This window comes from Curvibacter sp. EU05-FHT14A10 (assembly GCF_058791075.1).
Map to the genome: position 1 here is coordinate 101,299 of NZ_JBYTDE010000013.1, position 18,574 is coordinate 119,872.

The following is an 18,574-nucleotide window of genomic DNA, read 5'->3' on the forward strand; positions in this document are numbered from 1 at the left end:
TGATGCGCTACGCAAAGCGCGGGCCAAGTTGCCGCCCAAGTGGCGCGTTGACGGGGATCCACTGCATTTCGTGCCCGGCATGTCGACACCCTGTAGGGCCAGCCCTACAAATCGATTGCAGCCGACGGCTTTTCAGGCTCCAGAAGCGCTGCGCGCCAGCAAGGCCAGCTCGACATCGTTGCGGGCCCCGGTCTTTTCGAGGATGCGGGCCCGGTAGGTGCTCACGGTGTTGGGCGCCAGCTTGAGCTGTGCACCAATTTCGCTCACCGAATGCCCGCTGGTGAGCAGGCGGAACACCTGGTGCTCGCGGTGTGACAGGGCATCGATGGCGGCCATGACCGCGGCCGGCGTGCTGGGCGCCAGGGTGGTGCGTGACAGGGCTCCGGCCAGGGCTTCGGCCGTGGCCTCGCTGAGGTAGCGGCCACCGGCGGCCACCTTGCGCACCGCGACCACCATGTCGTCGGGGTCAGCACTCTTGTTGAGGTAGCCGGCCGCCCCCAGCTTGATGCAGCGCACGGCGTACTGTTTCTCGGGGTAGGTGCTGAGCATCAGCACCGGCAAGGCGGGCCATTGGCGGCGCAATTGCTGCAGCACCTCCAGCCCGTCGAGCCCGGGCATGGCGATGTCCAGCAGCACCAGGTCCAGCCCGGCCGGGCCCTGCAGGGCCTCGATCTGGGTCAGGGCCTCGGGGCCGGTGGCGGCCTCGGCCAGCACCGTGATCTCGGGCTGACCATTGGCCGGATCGCCGAGCACCTGCTTGAGCCCCTGGCGCACGATCAGGTGGTCATCGGCCAGCAACAAGCGGATCGGGGCGGGGGCGGTCGCAGCCAGGTTCATGGCGTCTCCAGCGGAATCTGCAAGTGAAAACACGAGCCTTCGCCCGGTGCGCTCTGGATCAACAGCAGGCCGCCCAGGTGGCGCGCCCGCTCGCGCATGCCCATGACGCCGTAGGCAGTGGGTGACTCCAGGGCCTGCGGGCTGGCGCCCACGCCGTTGTCCTGCACGCGCAGGTGCAGTTGGGCATCGCGCTGCTCGATCAGGATGTCGATCGCGCTGGCATGGGCATGGCGGCCCACGTTGCTCAGCATCTCCTGGAAGATGCGGAACACCGCCATCGCGGCCGGCTCAGGCAGGCTCAGCGTTTCGGGCACGCTCATGCACCACTCCAGCGCCAGCTCGGCCGACTGGGCGAACTCGTGGGCCTGCCATTCCAGCGCCGCCCACAGGCCCTGGTGGTCCAGGATGCTGGGGCGCAGGTCGGTGATGATGCGACCCACGTTGTCGACGGCGTTCTCGATCAGGCGGCTCATGTTCTGGCATTTGCAGCGCATCTGGCCGCGCATATCCTGCGCCGCCTCGGGCTCGCGGGCCGCCTGCTCACCCAAGCGCTTGTGCAGCCAGTTGACGTCCATCTTCAGGGCCACCAGCAGGCTGCCCAGTTCGTCGTGCACCTCGCGGGCGATTCGGGTGCGCTCGTCCTCCCGCACGCGCTCGGAGTAGGCCGAGAGTTCGCGCAGGCGCACCAGGGCCTCGCTGAGCGCCAGGGTGCGCTGTTGCACGCGCTGCTCCAGCACATCGTTGCTGCGCTGCAGGGCGTCGTGGGCACGCTGCAAGGCCTGGGCCGCACGGCGCCGCTCGGTGATGTCGACAAAGGTGATGACCGCACCGCGCACCTCGGTCCCGTCAAGGATGGGCTGGCTGGAGTACTCGACCGGGAAACTGCTGCCGTCGCGTCGCCAGAACACCTCGGAGTCGATGCGGCAGGGCAAGCCCTGGCGGAAGGCGTTGAAGATCGGGCAGTCGCGGTCCGGGTAGGGCCGGCCATCGGCATGGCTGTGGTGGGTCAGCGCATGCATGTTGCGCCCCAGCAGTTCGGCGGGCTCGTAGCCGATCAGGCTGGCCCCGGGCCGGTTGATGAAGACACAATCGCCCTGCAGGTCAATGCCGAACATGCCCTCGTCAGTCGAATCGAGCAGCAGGCTCAGGCGCTGCTGCCACAAGGCATCGGTACCGGGGGGGATGTTGAAGCGGGCGACCATGCCCCGGCATCAAGCAACGCCTGTGCCAGTTTGGTGCATGGCCGCTTGACCTCTTGCCTGCTCAGAGGTCCAGCTCGCTCAGGCCCGGGTGATCGTCAGGCCGGCGGCCCAGTGGCCAGTGGAACAGGCGTTGGTCCGCCCGGATCGGCATGTCGTTGATGCTGGCAAAGCGCCGCTGCATCAGGCCCTGGGGGTTGAACTCCCAGTTTTCATTGCCGTAGCTGCGGTACCACTGGCCGGAATCGTCATGCCACTCGTAGGCAAAGCGCACGGCCAGGCGCTCGCCGGTGAACGCCCACAGCTCCTTGATCAGGCGGTAGTCCAACTCGCGAGCCCACTTGCGCTCCAGGAACTGGCGGGCCTGCTCACGCCCGACCGGAAACTCGGCCCGGTTGCGCCACACCGTGTCCTCGGTGTAGACCTGGGCCACGCGAGCCGGGTCGCGGGAGTTCCAGGCATCTTCGGCCAGGCGGACTTTTTGCACCGCCGTCTCGGCGGTGAAGGGGGGCAGCGGGGGCTTGGTTTCCATGAAAGGGCTCCGTCAAAGGAAGGTTGGGGCAGAAAATCCTGCATGTAGACAGATCTGTCTACTTACAACTCTAATCCATGTAGACAGACCTGTCTACAATCATCGACATGACAGAAGATTCTTTTTCAGCGCCCTTCGTGCTCGACCCCAGCTTGCCGGCCCGCGAGCGCATTCTGCTGGCCGCCCATGAGCTGTTCTACCGCGACGGCCTGCGCGCCACCGGGGTGGACCGGGTGATTGCGGCGGCGGGGGTCACCAAGGTCACGTTCTACCGGCACTTTCCGGCCAAGGACGAACTGATCCGCGCCTTTCTGGCCTATCGCCACGAACGCTGGATGGGCTGGTTCCAGGCCGCCCTGGCGAGACACCGGGAGGCTCAGAGCCCGGCAGAACGCCTTCGCCACCCCCTGCACCCCCTGGCAGCGGCCCTGGGCGAATGGCTGCGCGAGCCAGGCTTCCGGGGTTGTGCCTTCATCAATGCGGTGGCGGAACTGGGTGGGGGGCTGGGCGATGCGCTGGCCATCTCGGCCGCCCACAAGCAGGACATGGTGGGCGCGATTGAAACCTTGCTGGTCGGGCGCCCCGACGCCCACGCCCTGGCCGAGGCGGCCGGCCTGGCGGCGGATGGGGCCATCGTGCGCGCCCAGACCGGCGGTGTGGCCGTGGAACAGGCGCTGGCGGGGCTGGAGCGCTTGCTGGCAGCCCTCACCCCAAGCTGAAGCGCAGGCCGGTCGCTCAGCGCTGGGGCATGTCCTTGGCGCCGTAACCCAGGCTGACCGTGGCGTCGTCGGGGATGGGGGGCATGGTGGCCTCCCAGGCCGCCCAGGCGGCACGCAGTTCGGCCAGGCGTTCGGGCTGGCGGCTGGCATGGTTGGCGCGTTCGCGCTCATCGGCCGGGATGTTGAACAGGTAGTCGTGCCCATCCACGCGCAGGTACTTCCAGTCGCCCAGGCGGGCGGCCCGCTGGCCGCGGTGGTTCATGCGCCAGAACATGGGCCGCTCGAAGGCCGGGGCCTCATCGCGCAACACGGGCAACAGAGAAACCCCATCGAGCGGGTAATCCGGGTGCGCCGCCACGCCAGCCGCAGCCAGCATGGTGGCCGACCAGTCCATGGTCAGGCAATGCTGGTCGCTGACGCGCCCCGGGGCGATGGCTGCGGGCCAGTGGGCGATCCAGGGCACACGGATGCCACCCTCGGTGAGGTCCATCTTGCCGCCCACCAAGGGCCAGTTGTCCGAGAAGCGCTCGCCGCCGTTGTCGCTGGTGAAGACCACCAGGGTGTTGTCCGCCAATCCCTGCGCGCGCAGCGCGGCCATCACGCGGCCGATGCCCTCGTCCATGTGGTGGATCATGCGGCGGTAGGTATGGATGTTGCCGCCATGCAGGTGGAACAGGTTGTCCTTGACCTCTTGCGCCAGGGCCTCGTCGTCGCGGGTCTCCCAGGGCCAGTGCGGCGCCGTGTAATGCAGGCTCAGGAAAAACGGCTGGCCGGCCTGGGCTGCCGGGGCCATGCGGTTCACCCAGTCCACCGCCCGGTCAGACAGCAGATCGGTCAGGTAACCCTCTTGCTGGTGCTCCTCTTCGCCGAACCACAGATCGTGGGTGCCGCGCGAATCGCAGTGGGTGAAATAGTCGACGCCGCCCGACATGGGCCCGAAGAACTCGTCGTAACCCGAACGCAAAGGGCCGAATGCGGGTGGATAGCCCAGATGCCACTTGCCGATCAGCGCGGTGTTGTAGCCGCTGGCCTTGAGCAGAGAGGGCAGCGTGGGGTGCTCGGTGGGCAGGCCCAGGGTGGTGCTGCCGCGGCTCTTGCTGTTGATGGGCTCTTCGGCGGCGCCGCGCAGCCGGTACTGGTAGCGCGCCGTGATCATGGCAAAGCGCGTGGGCGAGCACACCGGCGAGTTCGAGTAGCCCTGGGTGAAGCGCAGGCCCTGCTCGGCCAGGCTGTCGAGCACCGGCGAGACGGGCTCACGGCCGCCATAGCAGCCGAGGTCGGCGTAGCCGAGATCGTCGGCCACGATGAAGATGATGTTGGGGCGTTGGGACGAGGCGGACATGGGTGGAGTCATTCGATGGAAATGGGTTGGGCGGCGCTCAATCGGCCGCCACGAAGCCAACCGACTTCATGATACGGCCCCAGCGGGCGCTGTCTTCGCGCATGGTCTGCAGCAAGGCCTCGGGGCCGTCCCCCACCGGGTACATGCCATTGGGCAGCAACTGCTGGCGCACTTCTCGGCTGTTGACGGCCTTCAGCAGCTCGCGGCGCAGCAAGGCCACGATGGGCTCGGGGGTACGGGCCGGTGCGAAATAGGCAAACCAGGCCGAGGCAATGACATCGGGGTAGCCCAATTCGACAAAGGTGGGCACGCTGGGCAGGGCCGGTGAGCGGCGGCTGCCGCTGGTGGCCAGCACCTTGACCCGTCCGGAGGGCAGCATCGACAAGGCACCGCCCACCGTGTCGAAGTAGACCGGCACCGTGCCACCCATGACGTCCTGCCGGGCCGGTGTCGAGCCCTTGTAGGGCACATGCAGCATGCGCAAACCCACCGCCCGGTTCAGCATCTCGCCCAGAAAGTGCGAAGGCGTGCCCGCCCCGTAGGAGGCAAAGCTCAACTGTTCGCCCTGTGAGCCCTGCGTCTTGGCCCAGGCGACAAACTCGGCCAGGGTATTGGCCGGCACGGACTGGTGGACGACCAGGGCCAGCTCGAAGCTGGCGGCATTCACCAGAGGAACGAAGTCCTTGAAGGGGTCGTAGGCCAACTTGGGGTAGGCGTGAGGGAACATGGTCATGAGGCCAGCGGTGCCCAGCAGCAAGGTATGGCCGTCGGGCTCGGCGTTCTTCACCGTCTCGACCGCAATGCGCCCAGCGGCCCCGGCCTTGTTCTCCAGCACCCAGGGCCCCAAGGTGCCCCGCACCGCCTGGGCCAGCGCCCGGGTCAGCACATCCTGAGTGCCACCGGCCGGGATGCCGACCAGCACGCGCGTGGGGCGCGACGCGAAGTCATTGCCCTGCGCCTTCGCCGCGAAGGGCAAGGCCGCAAGCATGCCCAGGACATGTCGGCGACGGAGCGCCAGTTGGGGCAAGGGTTCGTGAGAATTCGGCATGGGCAGGCTCAACATCAGGGTCACAGGGCCGCGTGGCGGGCTGGGAGTACTTTAGAAGCGCACCCTTCAGTTGATGAAATCAATCCATGCCCCTGAAAACCCTGAGGTCCACAAATCCGGTCTCATTTCTTTCTTGAAGGCCTTTTTAAAAAATCATTAAGCCTTTGATTTATATATGATTTCGGTATATTTTTAAATTTTCTGATTTTTAACCGAAATGCGCGAACTCAATGCTTCTCAGGCACGCCAGTACATCGACGCGCTGGCCGTTTTCGAGGCGCATGAAGAAGCGCGGTCACAAGCAGACCAGTTGCGCGGCGGGATGTACTGGCACAAAGGCCCGGCCAGGGCCCCAGAGTTGAGCTACCTGATTCGCACACAGACCGGCGGAGGCGAGAAAAGCCTGGGTCCACGCAATGCAGAGACGGAGCAGATCTATCGGCAGTTTCAGGACCGAAAGGCGGCATCCACCGCGCGCCTGAGCGCCCTGAAGACCAAGCTGACAGAACAGCAACGGCTCAACCGGGCCTTGCGGGTGGGGCGGGTAGACCCCCTGGTGGTGGCGGTGCTGGACCGCTTGGCCCAAACCCATCTGCAAGGCTTTTTCAGGGTGGTGGAAACCCATGCGCTGTATGCCTACGAAGCAGCGGCGGGGGTGATGGTGGACAGCGACGCCGTGGCCACGCGCGACATCGATTTGCTGTGGGACGTGCGGCGACGCCTGCGGTTTGCCACCGCCCTGGCCCGGGTAGACAGCTCCATGCTGGGCGTGCTGCAAAAGGTGGACCCCAGCTTCCGAATCCGGAGCCTGCAGCGCTACACCGCCGTGAACCAGGAGGGCTTCGAGGTGGACATCCTGCGTCGCATGCAGGCCGGAGACGACCCCCACCCACTGCGATTGAGCGACGACGAGGACGATTTCTGGGTCACACAGGCTCGACGCGCTCAGGTGCTGATGGACAGCCCCCCCTTTTCAGCCGTCATCGTGGCCAGCAACGGGCGGATGGCCCGCATGAACACCTTGCACCCAGCCACCTTCATCCAGTTCAAGCGCTGGATGAGCGAACTGCCCGAACGAGACCCCCTCAAACGCCGCCGGGATGCCTTGCAGGCCACCGTGACTGAAACCCTGCTGCAGCACTACCTGCCCCACCTCGCGACGCCGAACACGCCATGACCCCTTCCCCTTCCCCCTCCCGCCTGCGCCAGCCCCAGGCCATCGACGACATGTTGCTGTTTCGCCTGAGCCGCTTGTTGGCGGTCGGGGGCGCGGCGGTGGTGCGCCTGTGCGAGGGGCGCTATGGCATCACCCGGCGCGAATGGTCGGTCTTGTCGCTGCTGTGGCAGCAGCAGGGCCTGGGTCCGTCCGAACTGGCGGATCGGGTGCAACTCGACCGGGCGCGCACCTCCAAGGCGCTGGGGCAGTTGCTGGCCAAGCAACTGGTGCGGCGCGAGCCCCGCCCCGGCGACCACCGCCGCGCCCTGCTCTGGCTGACGCCTGCAGGCGAGGCCCTGGTGATGGAATTGATGCCCCAGGTGCGCCTGCTCAACACCCAGTTGCTGCAGGTGCTCAGCACGCCCGAGGTCGATGCCCTGGATCAGGCCTTGGCCCGCCTGCAGCAGCAAGCCCTGGTGCTGAACCAGGCCCAGGAACCCGACAGCCCCAAGGCCGCCCGGCACCTGGGCCGGCGACGTCCCCCGGGCTGACGCCCACCCCTGACTTCGCAAAATGCGAACAGGGCTTGCGGCAACAGAAATGGACAGGCGGGCGCGGACAGCGGCAAACTGCCCGCCATGACAAGCCCCTCTGAATTCCTCCCGGCCACCGGCCCGCTCGCCGGCTTGAAGGTGCTGGAGCTGGGCCAGTTGATCGCCGGCCCGTTTGCGGCCAAGACACTGGCCGACTTCGGCGCCGACGTGGTGAAGATCGAACCCCTGGGCAGCGGCGATCCGCTGCGCAAATGGCGCCTGCTCAAGGACGGCACCTCGGTGTGGTGGCAGGTGCAGTCGCGCAACAAGCGCTCGCTGGCCCTTGATCTGAAAGCGGCCGAGGCCCAGGCCATCGTGCGCCAACTGGCCACCGAGGCCGATGTGCTGATCGAGAACTTCCGCCCCGGCGCCATGGAAGGCTGGGGCCTGGGGCCGGACGAGTTGCTGGCCTTGAACCCGCGTCTGGTGATGCTGCGCATCAGCGGCTACGGCCAGACCGGCCCCTACCGTGACAAGCCCGGCTTCGGCGTGGTGGCCGAGGCCATGAGCGGGCTACGCCACCTCACCGCCGAACCCGGCCGCGTGCCGGTGCGCGTGGGGGTGTCGATCGGCGACACGCTGGCCTCGCTGCATGGCGTGATCGGCATCCTGATGGCCTTGCAGGAACGCCACCGCAGCGGACAGGGCCAGGTGATCGACGTGGCCCTGTATGAGGCGGTGTTCAACTGCATGGAAAGCCTGCTGCCCGAGTACAGCGCCTTTGGTGCGGTGCGGGGCCCGGCCGGCAGCGCCCTGCCGGGCATCGCCCCCAGCAATGCCTACCGTTGCGCCGACGGGGGCTACGCCCTGATCGCGGGCAATGGCGACAGCATCTTCAAGCGCCTGATGCACGAGATGGGGCGTGACGACCTGGGCCAGGACGCGGCCCTGGGCGACAACGCCGGCCGAGTGGCCCGGGTGGCCGAGATCGACGCGGCCATCGGCACCTGGACGGCGAAGCTGACGGTGGACGAGGTGCTGGCCGCACTCGACCGGGCCTCGGTGCCGGCGGGCCGCATCTACACGGTGGCCGACATCGCCGCCGACCCGCATTACCAGGCCCGCGGCATGATCGAACAGGTGCAGATGGACGACGGCAGCACACTGGCCGTGCCCGGCATCATCCCCAAACTGTCGCGCACCCCCGGCGGGCACCGCCGCAACGCACCGCTGGGCATCGGGCAGGACACCGACGCCGTGCTGCGCGACATCGGCCTGAGCGCCGATCAGATCCAGGCCCTGAAAGACCGGGGCATCGTCGCCGGAGAACCCACATGACACGCCCCATGACACGCATCCACTTCAACGAGGTCGCCACGCGCGACGGCTTCCAGATCGAGCCCGAATTCATCCCCACCGACACCAAGGTGGCGCTGGTGGACGCGCTCAGCGAGTGTGGCTACGCCAAGATCGAGGTGACCTCGTTCACCTCGCCCAAGGCGATCCCGATGCTGCGCGACGCCGAAGAGGTGATGGGCCGTATCCGCCGGGCTCCTGGGGTGGAATACACCGTGCTGGTGCCCAACTTGCGCGGGGCCGAACGTGCCCTGGAATCGCGGGCCGACGAGCTGAACCTGGTGATGTCGACCTCCGAGACGCACAACCTGGCCAACCTGCGCATGCCGCGCGAGCACAGCCTGGCCGCGCTGACCGAGGTGGTGCGGCGGGTGGACGGGCGCACGCCGATCAATGTCTCGTTGTCGACCTGCTTCGGCTGCCCCATGGAGGGCGAGGTGCCGCTGGCCGAGGTGCTGCGTTTTGCCGACCGCTTTGCCGAGCTGGGGGTGCGGGGCCTGACGATCTGCGACACCACCGGCATGGCCCAACCGGCCCAGGTGAAGGCGGTGTGCGAGGCCCTGCAGGCGCGCTTTGCGGATCTGCAGCTGACGCTTCACTTTCACAACACCCGCGGCATGGGCCTGGCCAATGTGCTGGCCGCCGTGCAAAGCGGCATCACCCGCTTTGATGGCTCGCTGGGCGGCCTGGGCGGCTGCCCCTATGCCCCGGGTGCCAGCGGCAACATCAGCAGCGAAGACGCCATCCACATGCTGGACGCCATGGGCTACGACACCGGCATCGACCTGCCACGCCTGCTGGCCGTGGCGCGCCAGATGCCCACCATCGTGGGCCACGAGGTGCCGGGCCAGGTGGCCAAGGCCGGCCGCATCACCGACCTGCACCCTGCCCCGATATGAGTGGCCCCCACGCTCCCTCACTTCGTGTGGTCGCTGCCCCCCGAGGGGGCCCCTGCCGCCTTGGGGCGGCCCGGCGGCGGCAGACGCACCAACTTGACTTCAACCTGTGACTGAAGAGGACAGCATGATCGACCACCTGGACCACCTGGTGCTGACCACCCACGACGAGGCCGCCTGCGTCGACTTCTACACCCGGGTGCTGGGCATGCAACTGGAGAGCTTCATCGGCGGCACCCCACCGGTCGAACGCAAGGCCTTCAAGTTTGGCCTGCAGAAGATCAACCTGCATGTGCGGGGCCGCGAATTCGAGCCCAAGGCCCACCTGCCGGTGCCCGGGGCGCTGGACCTGTGTTTCATCGCCACCATGCCGCTGAGCCAGGTGATCGAGCGGCTGGAAGCTGCCCGCTGGCCCATCATCGAAGGCCCGGTGATGCGCACCGGTGCCACGCAGAAGATCCGCTCGGTCTATGTGCGCGACCCGGACCTGAACCTGATCGAGATTTCCGAACTGGCCTGAAGAGCCAGGCCTCGACCCCCCAATTACAACGGAGACAACACCATGCAACGACGTCAGCTTCTGGGGCAGCTCGCCTCACTCGCGGCTGTAGCGGGCTTGGGCCGAGAGGCCTGGGCCCAGGGCAAATTCCCGCAACGCCCCATCACCCTGGTGGTGCCCACCGCCCCCGGCGGCACCACCGACTTCACGGCGAGGCTGATCACCGAACCCCTGGGTCGGGCGCTGGGCCAACCCGTGATCGTGGACAACAAGCCCGGCGCCTCGGGCAACATCGGCAACCAGATCGTGGCACGGGCCAAACCCGATGGTTACACCCTGCTGGTGTCGTACAGCGGCTACCACGTGGGCAACCCCCACCTGTTCAAGCAGGCGGGCTGGGACCCGATCAAGGATTTCACCCCCGTGGCGATGATGACCCGCGCACCCCAGGTGATCGCCATCAACCCCAAGCTGCCGGTGAACAACCTCAAGGAACTGATCGCCTACGCCAAGGCCAACCCGGGCAAGCTGAACTTTGCGTCCTCGGGCAACGGCTCGATCCAGCACATTGCGGGCGAGTTGTTCAAGCAGCTCACCGGCACCTTCATCACCCACATTCCCTACCGGGGCTCGGGCCCCGCGGTACAAGACCTGATGGCCGGCCAGGTGGACATCTTCATCACCACCCCCGCCGGCGTGGTGAGCCAGATCCAGGGGGGCCGCCTGAAGGGTGTGGGCGTGACCAGCAAGAAGCGCCTGAGCTCGCTGCCCGATGTGCCCACCACCATCGAGGGCGGGCTGCCGGGCTATGAGCTGGACTCCTGGTTTGCGCTGTACGCCCCCGCCAACACGCCGTCCGACGTGGTGCAGACCTTGAACACCGAGATCAACCGCATCCTGGCCAGCGGCGACACCCGCAAGAAGGCCGAAGAATCCGGCACCGATGTCGAACAGATGAGCCCCCGTCAATTGGCCGAGTTCACCCAATCCGAACTCAAGCGCTGGGGCCAGATCATCCAGACCGCCCACATCACGCTCGAATGAGCCCGCCCCGGCCCCCTGCCGGGCCATGGCTTAAAGTCCAGGCCAGTGGCCCGCCCCGGGCCGCCCCAGCCGGAGCACCTCCATGAGTTTCGAGATCCGTCAGGACGACCTCAGCGGCCCCGAGATCCAGGCCTTGCTGCGCGAGCACCTGGCCGGCATGCAGGCCGACACCCCACCCGAGAGCGTGCACGCGCTGCCGCTGGCGGCGCTGCGCCAACCCGGCATCACGCTGTGGTCGGTCTGGCGCGGTGACCGCCTGTGCGGTTGCGGCGCGCTCAAGACGCTGGATGCCCGGCATGGCGAGCTCAAGTCGATGCGCACCCACGGCGCGTTCTTGCGCCAGGGCGTGGGTCAGGCCGTACTCGACCACATCCTGGCGCAGGGTCGGGCACGTGGCCTGCTGCGCCTGAGCCTGGAGACCGGCACCGCCCCCTCGTTCGCGCCGGCCCATGCGCTGTACCGGCGCAACGGCTTTCTGCCCTGCGGGCCATTTGCAGACTACCGCTCCGACCCGCACAGCCTGTTCATGAGCCGGCACCTGTGAGGTACGGGTGCCAAAGCGGCGCTCAGGCGATGGTGATCGTCATGTTGGCGCTGTAGCCAGCACTGATGTCACCGCTCAACGTGAGCATCTCGGTGCTGGTGCCGTCACTGAACACGTTGTCGGCCGAGAAACTGGTGATTGAGGTGTTCTGCCCCTTGGTGTAGAGCGCGCTGTTGTACACCGCCGTGGTGATGGTCTGCGGAAAGGCCAACTGGGTGGTGGCCGTGGCCGAAACCGCCAGGTTGTCGTTGAGGTACACCTGCACGTGGATGTGGGTGATGCGGCCCGCATACCAACCGGGGTAGATCGTGGTGAAAGTAACCTGTCCGTTGCTGTCGGTCACCTGGATGCCGCGCAGATAGGTCAGGCCACTCTGACCTGCGTTGGTGCTGGTGCTGTAGCCCGAGTACAGCCCATCCTTGTCGCAATGCCAGATGTAGATGCCCGCACCGCTGATGGGTGCACAGCTGCTGCCTGCGCTCAACACCGTGAGGGTGAGCGTCAACGGGATGCCGGTCTTGCTTTCGCGGATGTCGCTGCGCGCGATGGCCGAATTGGTCAGGATGGCGTACAGCGGGTAAGGACCATCGGTTTCGGTAGCGGTCAGCGTGCAACTGCCGGCCGCCGAGCGGGTGACCGTCACGGTGTAGGTCTGGGTGCTGACGCCATCGGCCGCCGTCACCAGCACCGTGATGGTATTGCTGCCCACCGAGAGTGCCACGCTGCTGGAGGCCGCGCCACTGCTGGTCGTGCTGCCGTTGACCTTGAGCGTGCCCGCCCCCGCCAGCGTGGCGCTGACCGTGAGGCTGCTCACGCTGTTGGCCACGGTGGCCGTGTACGCCGTGGTGGCACTGGCAAAGGCCGGCGACAGGCTGCCCGCAGACAGGGTGAGCGCGCTGAGCGTCGCATCGGACGACAAAGTGGCCGCCGCACGGGTCACCACCACCGTGTAGGTCTTGGTGGTGCTGCCATCGCTGGCGGTGACCACCACCGTCACGGTGTTGGTGCCCACGCTGAGACTGATCGCGGCCGAAGCGCTGCCGCTGGCCACCGTGCTGCCGTTGACCTGAACGGTGGCGCCGCTGTCGGTGGCCGTAGGGCTGACGGTGAAGCTGCTGACCGCGTTGCCAACGCTGGCGGCGTACACCGTGGTGGCACTGGCAAAGGCCGGTGACAGGCTGCCGGCGGACAGGCTCAGGCCGGCCAGCGTGGCCACCGAGGAGGTGGTGCTGCTCGTGCTGCTGCCTCCGCCGCCACAGGAACTCAAGGCCAGGGCACCGAGTGTGCCCACCAGGGCAAAGGCGTGGCGACGGCCCAGCGGGTTAGATGGGTTGACGGCTTGGGGCATGGCGATTCTCCTGTTGACAGCGGTAGACATGGGGGCAGACGCGCCTCCAGGGGTGGGGGGCCGACCTCGCTGCATGTTAGAGACCAACTTGGGAGAAATCTGGGAAGCCGGCCGCACGGCTTCGGCCTGCGGGCCAAGACCCCTGAACGGCGACAGCCCCGGCGCTTGCGCAACCGGGGCTGTCGAGGGATGTGCAGCGAGACCGGCTCAGCTCAGCGACTGGATCAGGTCGATGTAGAGCTGCTTGGCCTCGTCCTGGGTTTTGCCCTTGAGCTTTTCCCAGGCGTCCCACTTGAAGCGGCCCACCTGATCGGTGAAGCCGGGCTTCTTCTCGGTGTTGTCCCCCTGGGTGGCCTGCTTGTACAGGGCGTAGATCTTCAGCAGGGTGGGATTGTCAGGGCGCTCGCTGAGGTTCTTGGAGTTGGCCACAGCGGCTTCAAACAAGGTGTTCAGGTCGGACATGTCTCGGATTTCCTGGTTAAGGGGGTCTTCATGGGCTTGGCCCGGTCAGCACCCATCTTAAGCGGCGCACGCCCACGCCGACGGGCTGGACAGCCCATCCGCGTCCACAGTGTCGCCAACTGTTCAATCTGCGCCCGCCACCCGGCCTGCGGCAAAGTCGGCGATCAGGCGCAGCCCCAGGTAAAGCCGCGGCTGGATGGAGTCGAGCAGCACGTATTCGGCCTTGTCGGAGTGCGCGCCAAAGCCCTGCAAGCCCAGGCGTTCCAACACGGGCGCCCGGGTGTCGAGTGCGGCAAAAGCGGCATCGGTGCCGCCGCCCTCCGGTCGGTCGTCGATCTGCAAGGCATGGCCGATCTCGCGGTAAAGCTGCTGGGCATGGGCCCCCACGCGGCGCGCGGCATCGGTGGGCTCCAGGGGCGGACGGCGGTTCTCCAGCGTGACGCTGACCTCCGAGCCCGGCAACAGGCGGCGCTGGGTGCGCAACTGCAGCTCTTTGTCCAGGGCCTGCAAATCACCCACGCGCAGCAGGCGCACATCGGCCTGGGCACTGGCCTCGGGCGGGATCATGTTACGCACCACGCCAGCCTTGGCGATCGTCCAGTTGACCTTCAGGCCGCGCTCGGGCGCCGACAGATCCCGCAATTGCAGCAGCTGGTGCGACAGCTCATACAGCGCGTTGACGCCCGCCTCAGGGGCGCCGCCCGCGTGCGAGGCCCGCCCCACCACTTTGAGCGAGGCCATGGCAATGCCGCTGGTGGCCAGCGACAGTTTGTCGCCTCCGACACGGGTGGCTTCGTACGAGAGCACCAGATCGTGCTCGCGCCCCAGGCGCGCCAGGGTCTTGCGCGAGGCGGGCGAGCTGATCTCCTCGTCGCCGTTGATGAGCACGGTCAACTGGCCGTAATCGTTCACGCCCAGGCGCTTGAGCAGGGCCACGGTGTGCAACACGGTGGCCACGCCCTGCTTGTCGTCGGCAATGCCCAGGCCATAGGCGCGGTTGCCTTCCACACGGTACGGTTGCTGGGCCAGCATGCCCCGGGGATAGACCGTGTCCATGTGGGCAATCAGCAGGATGCGGCGCTGCCCCACCCCCTTGAACACCGCATGCACCATTCGGCCAGGCCGGGGGGGCGTGTCCTCCATGCGGTACAGGTCGGCCGGTGCGGCGTCGATGAAGTTCACCTCGCCCCCCAGTTCGCGCAAGCGGCCGGCGATCAGCTCGGAGATCTGGTCCAGGCCTTCGCGGTCGCTGCTGCCGCTTTCGATACCGACCAAGGCGCGCAAGGTCTCCAGCAGGGCGGGCTGCTCCTGGCCGGCAGCCGCCCACAGCGGGGCCTGGGCGGCAGGTGGCATCGCGGTATCGGCTTGCGCCGAAGGGCTCAGCCATTGGGCGGCCAGCAGGCTCAGGGCCAGCAAGGCTGCCCGGCGGGTGGCATGAAGGCCACCAGGGTTCATCAGGTTCATGGCGGATCAGGGCGGTGAAGGTGAAAGGCGGGCGCTCGGCTCAGGCCAGACCATCGACAGCCTGGAACAAGGCCTGGCGGGCCTGGCTGATGATCTGGCCTTTCCAGGCGTCGGTGTCGGTGTAGAAGGCTGCCAGCACCTGCTGGCGGATGGCCTCGGCCAGGGGCGCCGGGGCCTCGGGGTGCCCGTTCAGCCAATGCTCGGCACGCAGGGCGTGCAGCACCTGCAACACCGGTTGGGTGCCGTACTCCAGGGCGATGCCGGTGATCTCGGCCTGCGGGCATTCCTGGTAGGCACTCTCCCACATCAGGCCGGTGAGCAAGGGCGAGCTGGAGGAGCCGTCGTAGATCGAGGTGACCGGCGTGGCGCCGGCACCGCCCCACCAGGCGCGGGCCCGGGCCACGGCGGCCGGGTCGTTGCGGCCGGCAAAGATGCGCTCGCCCACACCGCTGGGCCCCAGACCGGTGTGCAAGTCGATCCAGCCCAGGCGGCCAACCTGACGGCCGTGCTGGCGCAGCACGTTGCGCAGGGTCTGGTGGCTCCAGGTGGGGGCCTGGCCGCCGAAGAACAGGCCCTGGGGAAACTCGTGCTGGCCTCGCGCCACCGCGGCCTGGAAGGCGGCCTCGCCGCGCCGGGCCATGAAGTCGGCAATGGCCGCCTGATTGGCGGCATCGGGTGGCCACACCTCGGGCAGCAGCAAGGGGGCCAGTTCGCGGTAGGCCTCGTTGAGCGGCAGAGGCTGGCTGAAGTCTTGAAAATTGCGGTTCAGGTCGACGTTTTCATGCGTGACCCGACGCAGGTGCGAAAAACCGTAGGGGTTGAGTGCGTGCACATACAGCACGGCCACGCCGGCCGCGTGGGCCCGCTCACGCCATTCGGCATCGTGCAATGCGAACACCTGGACACCTGAGCCACAAAAGCCTTCCAGCCCGTGGCAGCCGCTGCTGACGATCAACAGGGACTGGGCGTCCGCCGGGCCGTCACGCACCACGTCCATGGCCAGGGCTTCGCCATCGCGGCCCGGCAAGGGGTGAGGGTGCGACTCGATCGGCAGGCCGGCCTGGGCCGCAGCCTCCAGAAACCGCACGCGCGCCTCGGCGTAACGGCTGGCAAAGGCCTGGGGCACCGCCAGCATGGTCAAACCCCTTCAGGCTGCTGGGCAAACCACTTCTGGACCAGCCGCACCCACAGCGAGCCACCCAAGGGGATCAGGTCGTCATTGAAATCGTAGCTGGGGTTGTGCAGCATGCAGGGGCCGCCACCATGACCCATCTCACGGTGCGTGCCGTCGCCGTTGGCAATGAAGAAGTAGGCGCCTGGCTTGGCCTGCAGCATGTAGGCGAAATCTTCCGCCCCCATGGTGGGCTCTTGCGGCAACACCTTGTCGGCACCGACCAGGTCGACCATGACGCTGCGGGCGAACTCGGCCTCGGCGGGATGGTTGATGGTGGGCGGGTAGTTGCGCACGAATTCGAAATGGCACTCGGCCCCGAAGGCCGCCGCCACGCCGTGCGAGATCTCGGACATGCGGCGCTCGATGAGATCCAGCACCTCGGTGGTGAAGGTGCGCACCGTGCCCTGCATCTCGCAGCTGTCGGGCACCACATTGGTGGCCTCGCCCGCGTGGAGCATGGTGACCGAGATCACGCCCGCGTCGACCGGCTTCTTGTTGCGGGTGATGATGGTCTGGAAGCCCTGCACCATCTGGCAGGCAATCGGCACCGGGTCGATGCCGGTGTGCGGCAGCGCCGCATGGCCACCCTTGCCGCGCACGGTGATCTTGAATTCGCTGGTCGAGGCCATCACCGGGCCGGGGCTGACCGCCATGGTGCCCACCGGCATGCCGGGCCAGTTGTGCATGCCGAACACGGCCTGCATGGGAAACTGCTCGAACAGGCCGTCGTTGACCATCTCGCGGGCGCCACCACCGCCCTCTTCGGCCGGCTGGAAGATCAGGTAGACCGTGCCATCGAAATCACGGTGGCGGGCCAGGTGCTGGGCCGCCGCCAGCAGCATGGCCACGTGGCCATCGTGACCGCAGGCGTGCATCTTGCCGGCGTGCCGGCTGGCATGGGCAAAGGTGTTGAACTCCTGCATGGGCAGCGCGTCCATGTCGGCCCGAAGGCCGATGGCGCGCGGGCTGTCACCGCCCTTGACGATGCCGACGACACCGGTCTTGCCCAGGCCGCGGTGCACCGGGATGCCCCATTCGGTGAGCTTGGCCGCGATCAGGTCGGCGGTGCGCAGCTCTTCAAAACACAACTCGGGGTGAGCATGGATGTCGCGGCGCACAGCCGCGATGCCGGCCGCCTGGGCCACGATGGAATCAAGGATTTGCATGGTGATGTAGTGGGCGCTGAATGAATCAGTCTAGCAATGGGCAGGGCTTTGCCGCAAGTTCTGCGCCATCTGCGCACATCATCCACAATGCCAACCATGATTTCCGATCGAGCCCTTGCATTGGCACAGACCCTGGTCCGGATGGACACGGTGAGCCGAAACTCCAACCTGGAACTGATCCACTTCGTACGCGACGAGCTGTTGCGCCTCGGGGTGCGCAGCCGCCTGACCTGGAATGCCGACAAGACCAAGGCCAATCTGTTTGCCACCCTGGGTGAGGGCAAGCCGGCCGGGGTGATTCTGTCGGGCCACACCGACACGGTGCCCTGGGACGGCCAGGCCTGGAGCGCAGACCCGCTGTCGGCCATGGTGCGCGATGGCCGCCTGTATGGGCGGGGCTCGGCCGACATGAAGGCCTTCATCGGCATCGCCCTGGCCCAGGCCCAGCACTTTCTGGACAGCCCGGCCCCGTTCGCCATCCATCTGGCGCTGAGTTTTGATGAAGAAGTGGGTTGCCTGGGGGTGAAGGAGTTGATCGCCGACCTGCGTGACGCGCAGATCCAGCCCCTGGCCTGCATCGTGGGCGAACCCACGCTGATGGTGCCGGCCATTGCCCACAAGGGCGTGTACCGCTACCGCTGCTGTGTGCGCGGCAAGGAGGCGCACTCGTCGCTGACGCCTCAATCCGTCAACGCCATCGAGATGGCGGCCCGACTGGTGGGCAAGCTGCGTGACATGGCCGAGGGCTTCGAGCGCGACGAGCCCCGCTACGCGGGCTTTGACGTGCCCTACACCACCGCCAGCGTGGGTCAGTTCCACGGCGGCATTGCCGACAACGTGGTGCCGCGCGACGCCGAGTTCCGCTACGAGTTCCGCAACCTGCCCACCGTGGACGCGCTGGCCCTGCAATCGCAGGTGGTGGCAGCGGCCCGTGCCTTGGAGCCCGGCATGCAAAAGGTGAGCCCTGAGACGGGCTTCAGCTTCGAGCCGATCTGCGAGGTGCCGGCCTTCCTGGGCTCGGCCGACGACGCCGTGACCCGCCTGGCGCAGCGCCTGGCCGGCGCAGCAGGCACCACACTGGTGGCCTTCGGCACCGAAGCGGGGCTGTTCAAGCAGGCCGGCATCCCCACCGTGGTGTGCGGGCCCGGCAGCATCGAGCAGGCTCACCAGCCCGATGAGTACGTGAGCCTGGAGCAACTGGGCCGCTGCGAACAGTTTCTGCAAGGCCTGGGCGGGGTGCGCGAAATAGCCTGAG

Annotated in this window: 19 protein-coding genes; 9 read left to right on the top strand and 10 right to left on the bottom strand. The window is 67.2% G+C overall.

What is annotated here, in order from left to right; genetic code table 11:
* Nucleotides 1–132: 132 nt before the first annotated feature.
* The 3 genes from AC3WUT_RS22150 to AC3WUT_RS22160 form a co-directional block, all read right to left on the bottom strand.
* The gene (locus AC3WUT_RS22150; RefSeq protein WP_492349253.1) at nucleotides 133–837 is read right to left on the bottom strand and encodes a response regulator; all 705 of its coding nucleotides are present in this window, start codon (nucleotides 835–837) and stop codon (nucleotides 133–135) included.
* Nucleotides 834–2,039, bottom strand: a complete 1,206-nt coding sequence (locus AC3WUT_RS22155) for a sensor histidine kinase (protein ID WP_492349254.1) — start codon at nucleotides 2,037–2,039, stop codon at nucleotides 834–836. Before AC3WUT_RS22155 ends, AC3WUT_RS22150 begins: the two co-directional genes overlap by 4 nt.
* 61 nt (nucleotides 2,040–2,100) lie before the next feature.
* Complete coding sequence (locus tag AC3WUT_RS22160) at nucleotides 2,101–2,568, bottom strand: nuclear transport factor 2 family protein (protein WP_492349255.1); 468 nt, start codon at nucleotides 2,566–2,568, stop codon at nucleotides 2,101–2,103.
* 107 nt (nucleotides 2,569–2,675) lie between these two features.
* On the opposite strand from AC3WUT_RS22160, the gene AC3WUT_RS22165 reads away from it, so the two are divergent.
* Complete coding sequence (locus tag AC3WUT_RS22165; protein ID WP_492349256.1) at nucleotides 2,676–3,287, top strand: TetR/AcrR family transcriptional regulator; 612 nt, start codon at nucleotides 2,676–2,678, stop codon at nucleotides 3,285–3,287.
* Nucleotides 3,288–3,303: 16 nt separating this feature from the next.
* Here AC3WUT_RS22165 and AC3WUT_RS22170 read toward each other — a convergent pair whose 3' ends face one another.
* Nucleotides 3,304–4,641, bottom strand: coding sequence for a sulfatase family protein (locus AC3WUT_RS22170; RefSeq protein WP_492349257.1), 1,338 nt, complete (start codon nucleotides 4,639–4,641; stop codon nucleotides 3,304–3,306).
* 25 nt (nucleotides 4,642–4,666) lie between these two features.
* Nucleotides 4,667–5,677 (bottom strand): Bug family tripartite tricarboxylate transporter substrate binding protein, encoded by a 1,011-nt coding sequence (locus AC3WUT_RS22175; protein ID WP_492349258.1) that lies wholly within the window; start codon nucleotides 5,675–5,677, stop codon nucleotides 4,667–4,669.
* A 217-nt stretch (nucleotides 5,678–5,894) separates the two neighbouring features.
* Between AC3WUT_RS22175 and AC3WUT_RS22180 the strand changes: the two genes are divergently transcribed.
* The 7 genes from AC3WUT_RS22180 (at nucleotide 5,895) to AC3WUT_RS22210 (ending at nucleotide 11,705) form a co-directional block, all read left to right on the top strand.
* Nucleotides 5,895–6,854 carry a GSU2403 family nucleotidyltransferase fold protein gene (locus AC3WUT_RS22180; protein WP_492349259.1) on the top strand — a complete coding sequence of 320 codons (960 nt, stop codon included), beginning with the start codon at nucleotides 5,895–5,897 and terminating at the stop codon, nucleotides 6,852–6,854.
* Complete coding sequence (locus AC3WUT_RS22185; protein WP_492349260.1) at nucleotides 6,851–7,384, top strand: MarR family winged helix-turn-helix transcriptional regulator; 534 nt, start codon at nucleotides 6,851–6,853, stop codon at nucleotides 7,382–7,384. Before AC3WUT_RS22180 ends, AC3WUT_RS22185 begins: the two co-directional genes overlap by 4 nt.
* Nucleotides 7,385–7,471: 87 nt before the next feature.
* A complete protein-coding gene (locus AC3WUT_RS22190; protein ID WP_492349261.1) occupies nucleotides 7,472–8,704 on the top strand; it encodes a CaiB/BaiF CoA transferase family protein in 1,233 nt (410 codons plus the stop codon).
* A gap of 8 nt (nucleotides 8,705–8,712) precedes the next feature.
* On the top strand, nucleotides 8,713–9,621 hold the full coding sequence (locus tag AC3WUT_RS22195; RefSeq protein ID WP_492349321.1) for a hydroxymethylglutaryl-CoA lyase: 909 nt from the start codon (nucleotides 8,713–8,715) through the stop codon (nucleotides 9,619–9,621).
* Nucleotides 9,622–9,745: 124 nt separating this feature from the next.
* A complete protein-coding gene (locus tag AC3WUT_RS22200; RefSeq protein WP_492349262.1) occupies nucleotides 9,746–10,138 on the top strand; it encodes a VOC family protein in 393 nt (130 codons plus the stop codon).
* Between the two features lie 42 nt (nucleotides 10,139–10,180).
* Complete coding sequence (locus AC3WUT_RS22205; RefSeq protein WP_492349263.1) at nucleotides 10,181–11,161, top strand: Bug family tripartite tricarboxylate transporter substrate binding protein; 981 nt, start codon at nucleotides 10,181–10,183, stop codon at nucleotides 11,159–11,161.
* A gap of 82 nt (nucleotides 11,162–11,243) precedes the next feature.
* On the top strand, nucleotides 11,244–11,705 hold the full coding sequence (locus AC3WUT_RS22210; protein WP_492349264.1) for a GNAT family N-acetyltransferase: 462 nt from the start codon (nucleotides 11,244–11,246) through the stop codon (nucleotides 11,703–11,705).
* A 22-nt stretch (nucleotides 11,706–11,727) separates the two neighbouring features.
* Here the strand turns inward: AC3WUT_RS22210 and AC3WUT_RS22215 are convergent, their stop codons facing one another.
* The 5 genes from AC3WUT_RS22215 to AC3WUT_RS22235 form a co-directional block, all read right to left on the bottom strand.
* The gene (locus tag AC3WUT_RS22215) at nucleotides 11,728–13,053 is read right to left on the bottom strand and encodes a cadherin-like beta sandwich domain-containing protein (RefSeq protein ID WP_492349265.1); all 1,326 of its coding nucleotides are present in this window, start codon (nucleotides 13,051–13,053) and stop codon (nucleotides 11,728–11,730) included.
* 207 nt (nucleotides 13,054–13,260) lie between these two features.
* On the bottom strand, nucleotides 13,261–13,515 hold the full coding sequence (locus AC3WUT_RS22220) for an acyl-CoA-binding protein (protein ID WP_492349266.1): 255 nt from the start codon (nucleotides 13,513–13,515) through the stop codon (nucleotides 13,261–13,263).
* A gap of 123 nt (nucleotides 13,516–13,638) precedes the next feature.
* Nucleotides 13,639–14,979 carry a glutamate carboxypeptidase gene (locus AC3WUT_RS22225; RefSeq protein WP_492349267.1) on the bottom strand — a complete coding sequence of 447 codons (1,341 nt, stop codon included), beginning with the start codon at nucleotides 14,977–14,979 and terminating at the stop codon, nucleotides 13,639–13,641.
* A gap of 40 nt (nucleotides 14,980–15,019) precedes the next feature.
* Complete coding sequence (locus tag AC3WUT_RS22230) at nucleotides 15,020–16,114, bottom strand: M14 family metallopeptidase (protein ID WP_492349268.1); 1,095 nt, start codon at nucleotides 16,112–16,114, stop codon at nucleotides 15,020–15,022.
* Nucleotides 16,115–16,116: 2 nt separating this feature from the next.
* Nucleotides 16,117–17,319: a M20 aminoacylase family protein gene (locus tag AC3WUT_RS22235; protein ID WP_492349269.1), complete on the bottom strand. Its 1,203-nt coding sequence runs from the start codon at nucleotides 17,317–17,319 to the stop codon at nucleotides 16,117–16,119.
* Between the two features lie 96 nt (nucleotides 17,320–17,415).
* Here AC3WUT_RS22235 and argE point away from each other — a divergent pair, with 96 nt between their 5' ends.
* Nucleotides 17,416–18,573: an acetylornithine deacetylase gene (argE, locus tag AC3WUT_RS22240; RefSeq protein ID WP_492349270.1), complete on the top strand. Its 1,158-nt coding sequence runs from the start codon at nucleotides 17,416–17,418 to the stop codon at nucleotides 18,571–18,573.
* Nucleotide 18,574: the final 1 nt, after the last annotated feature.

Coding starts and splice junctions, on each gene's coding strand:
- AC3WUT_RS22160 (WP_492349255.1), bottom strand. CDS start 2,568: ATGGAAACCAAGCCCCCGCTGCCCCCCTTCACCGCCGAGACGGCGGTG.
- AC3WUT_RS22165 (WP_492349256.1), top strand. CDS start 2,676: ATGACAGAAGATTCTTTTTCAGCGCCCTTCGTGCTCGACCCCAGCTTG.
- AC3WUT_RS22170 (WP_492349257.1), bottom strand. CDS start 4,641: ATGACTCCACCCATGTCCGCCTCGTCCCAACGCCCCAACATCATCTTC.
- AC3WUT_RS22185 (WP_492349260.1), top strand. CDS start 6,851: ATGACCCCTTCCCCTTCCCCCTCCCGCCTGCGCCAGCCCCAGGCCATC.
- AC3WUT_RS22175 (WP_492349258.1), bottom strand. CDS start 5,677: ATGCCGAATTCTCACGAACCCTTGCCCCAACTGGCGCTCCGTCGCCGA.
- AC3WUT_RS22210 (WP_492349264.1), top strand. CDS start 11,244: ATGAGTTTCGAGATCCGTCAGGACGACCTCAGCGGCCCCGAGATCCAG.
- AC3WUT_RS22235 (WP_492349269.1), bottom strand. CDS start 17,319: ATGCAAATCCTTGATTCCATCGTGGCCCAGGCGGCCGGCATCGCGGCT.
- AC3WUT_RS22205 (WP_492349263.1), top strand. CDS start 10,181: ATGCAACGACGTCAGCTTCTGGGGCAGCTCGCCTCACTCGCGGCTGTA.
- AC3WUT_RS22150 (WP_492349253.1), bottom strand. CDS start 837: ATGAACCTGGCTGCGACCGCCCCCGCCCCGATCCGCTTGTTGCTGGCC.
- AC3WUT_RS22220 (WP_492349266.1), bottom strand. CDS start 13,515: ATGTCCGACCTGAACACCTTGTTTGAAGCCGCTGTGGCCAACTCCAAG.
- AC3WUT_RS22230 (WP_492349268.1), bottom strand. CDS start 16,114: ATGCTGGCGGTGCCCCAGGCCTTTGCCAGCCGTTACGCCGAGGCGCGC.
- argE (WP_492349270.1), top strand. CDS start 17,416: ATGATTTCCGATCGAGCCCTTGCATTGGCACAGACCCTGGTCCGGATG.
- AC3WUT_RS22180 (WP_492349259.1), top strand. CDS start 5,895: ATGCGCGAACTCAATGCTTCTCAGGCACGCCAGTACATCGACGCGCTG.
- AC3WUT_RS22215 (WP_492349265.1), bottom strand. CDS start 13,053: ATGCCCCAAGCCGTCAACCCATCTAACCCGCTGGGCCGTCGCCACGCC.
- AC3WUT_RS22195 (WP_492349321.1), top strand. CDS start 8,713: ATGACACGCATCCACTTCAACGAGGTCGCCACGCGCGACGGCTTCCAG.
- AC3WUT_RS22155 (WP_492349254.1), bottom strand. CDS start 2,039: ATGGTCGCCCGCTTCAACATCCCCCCCGGTACCGATGCCTTGTGGCAG.
- AC3WUT_RS22225 (WP_492349267.1), bottom strand. CDS start 14,979: ATGAACCTGATGAACCCTGGTGGCCTTCATGCCACCCGCCGGGCAGCC.
- AC3WUT_RS22190 (WP_492349261.1), top strand. CDS start 7,472: ATGACAAGCCCCTCTGAATTCCTCCCGGCCACCGGCCCGCTCGCCGGC.
- AC3WUT_RS22200 (WP_492349262.1), top strand. CDS start 9,746: ATGATCGACCACCTGGACCACCTGGTGCTGACCACCCACGACGAGGCC.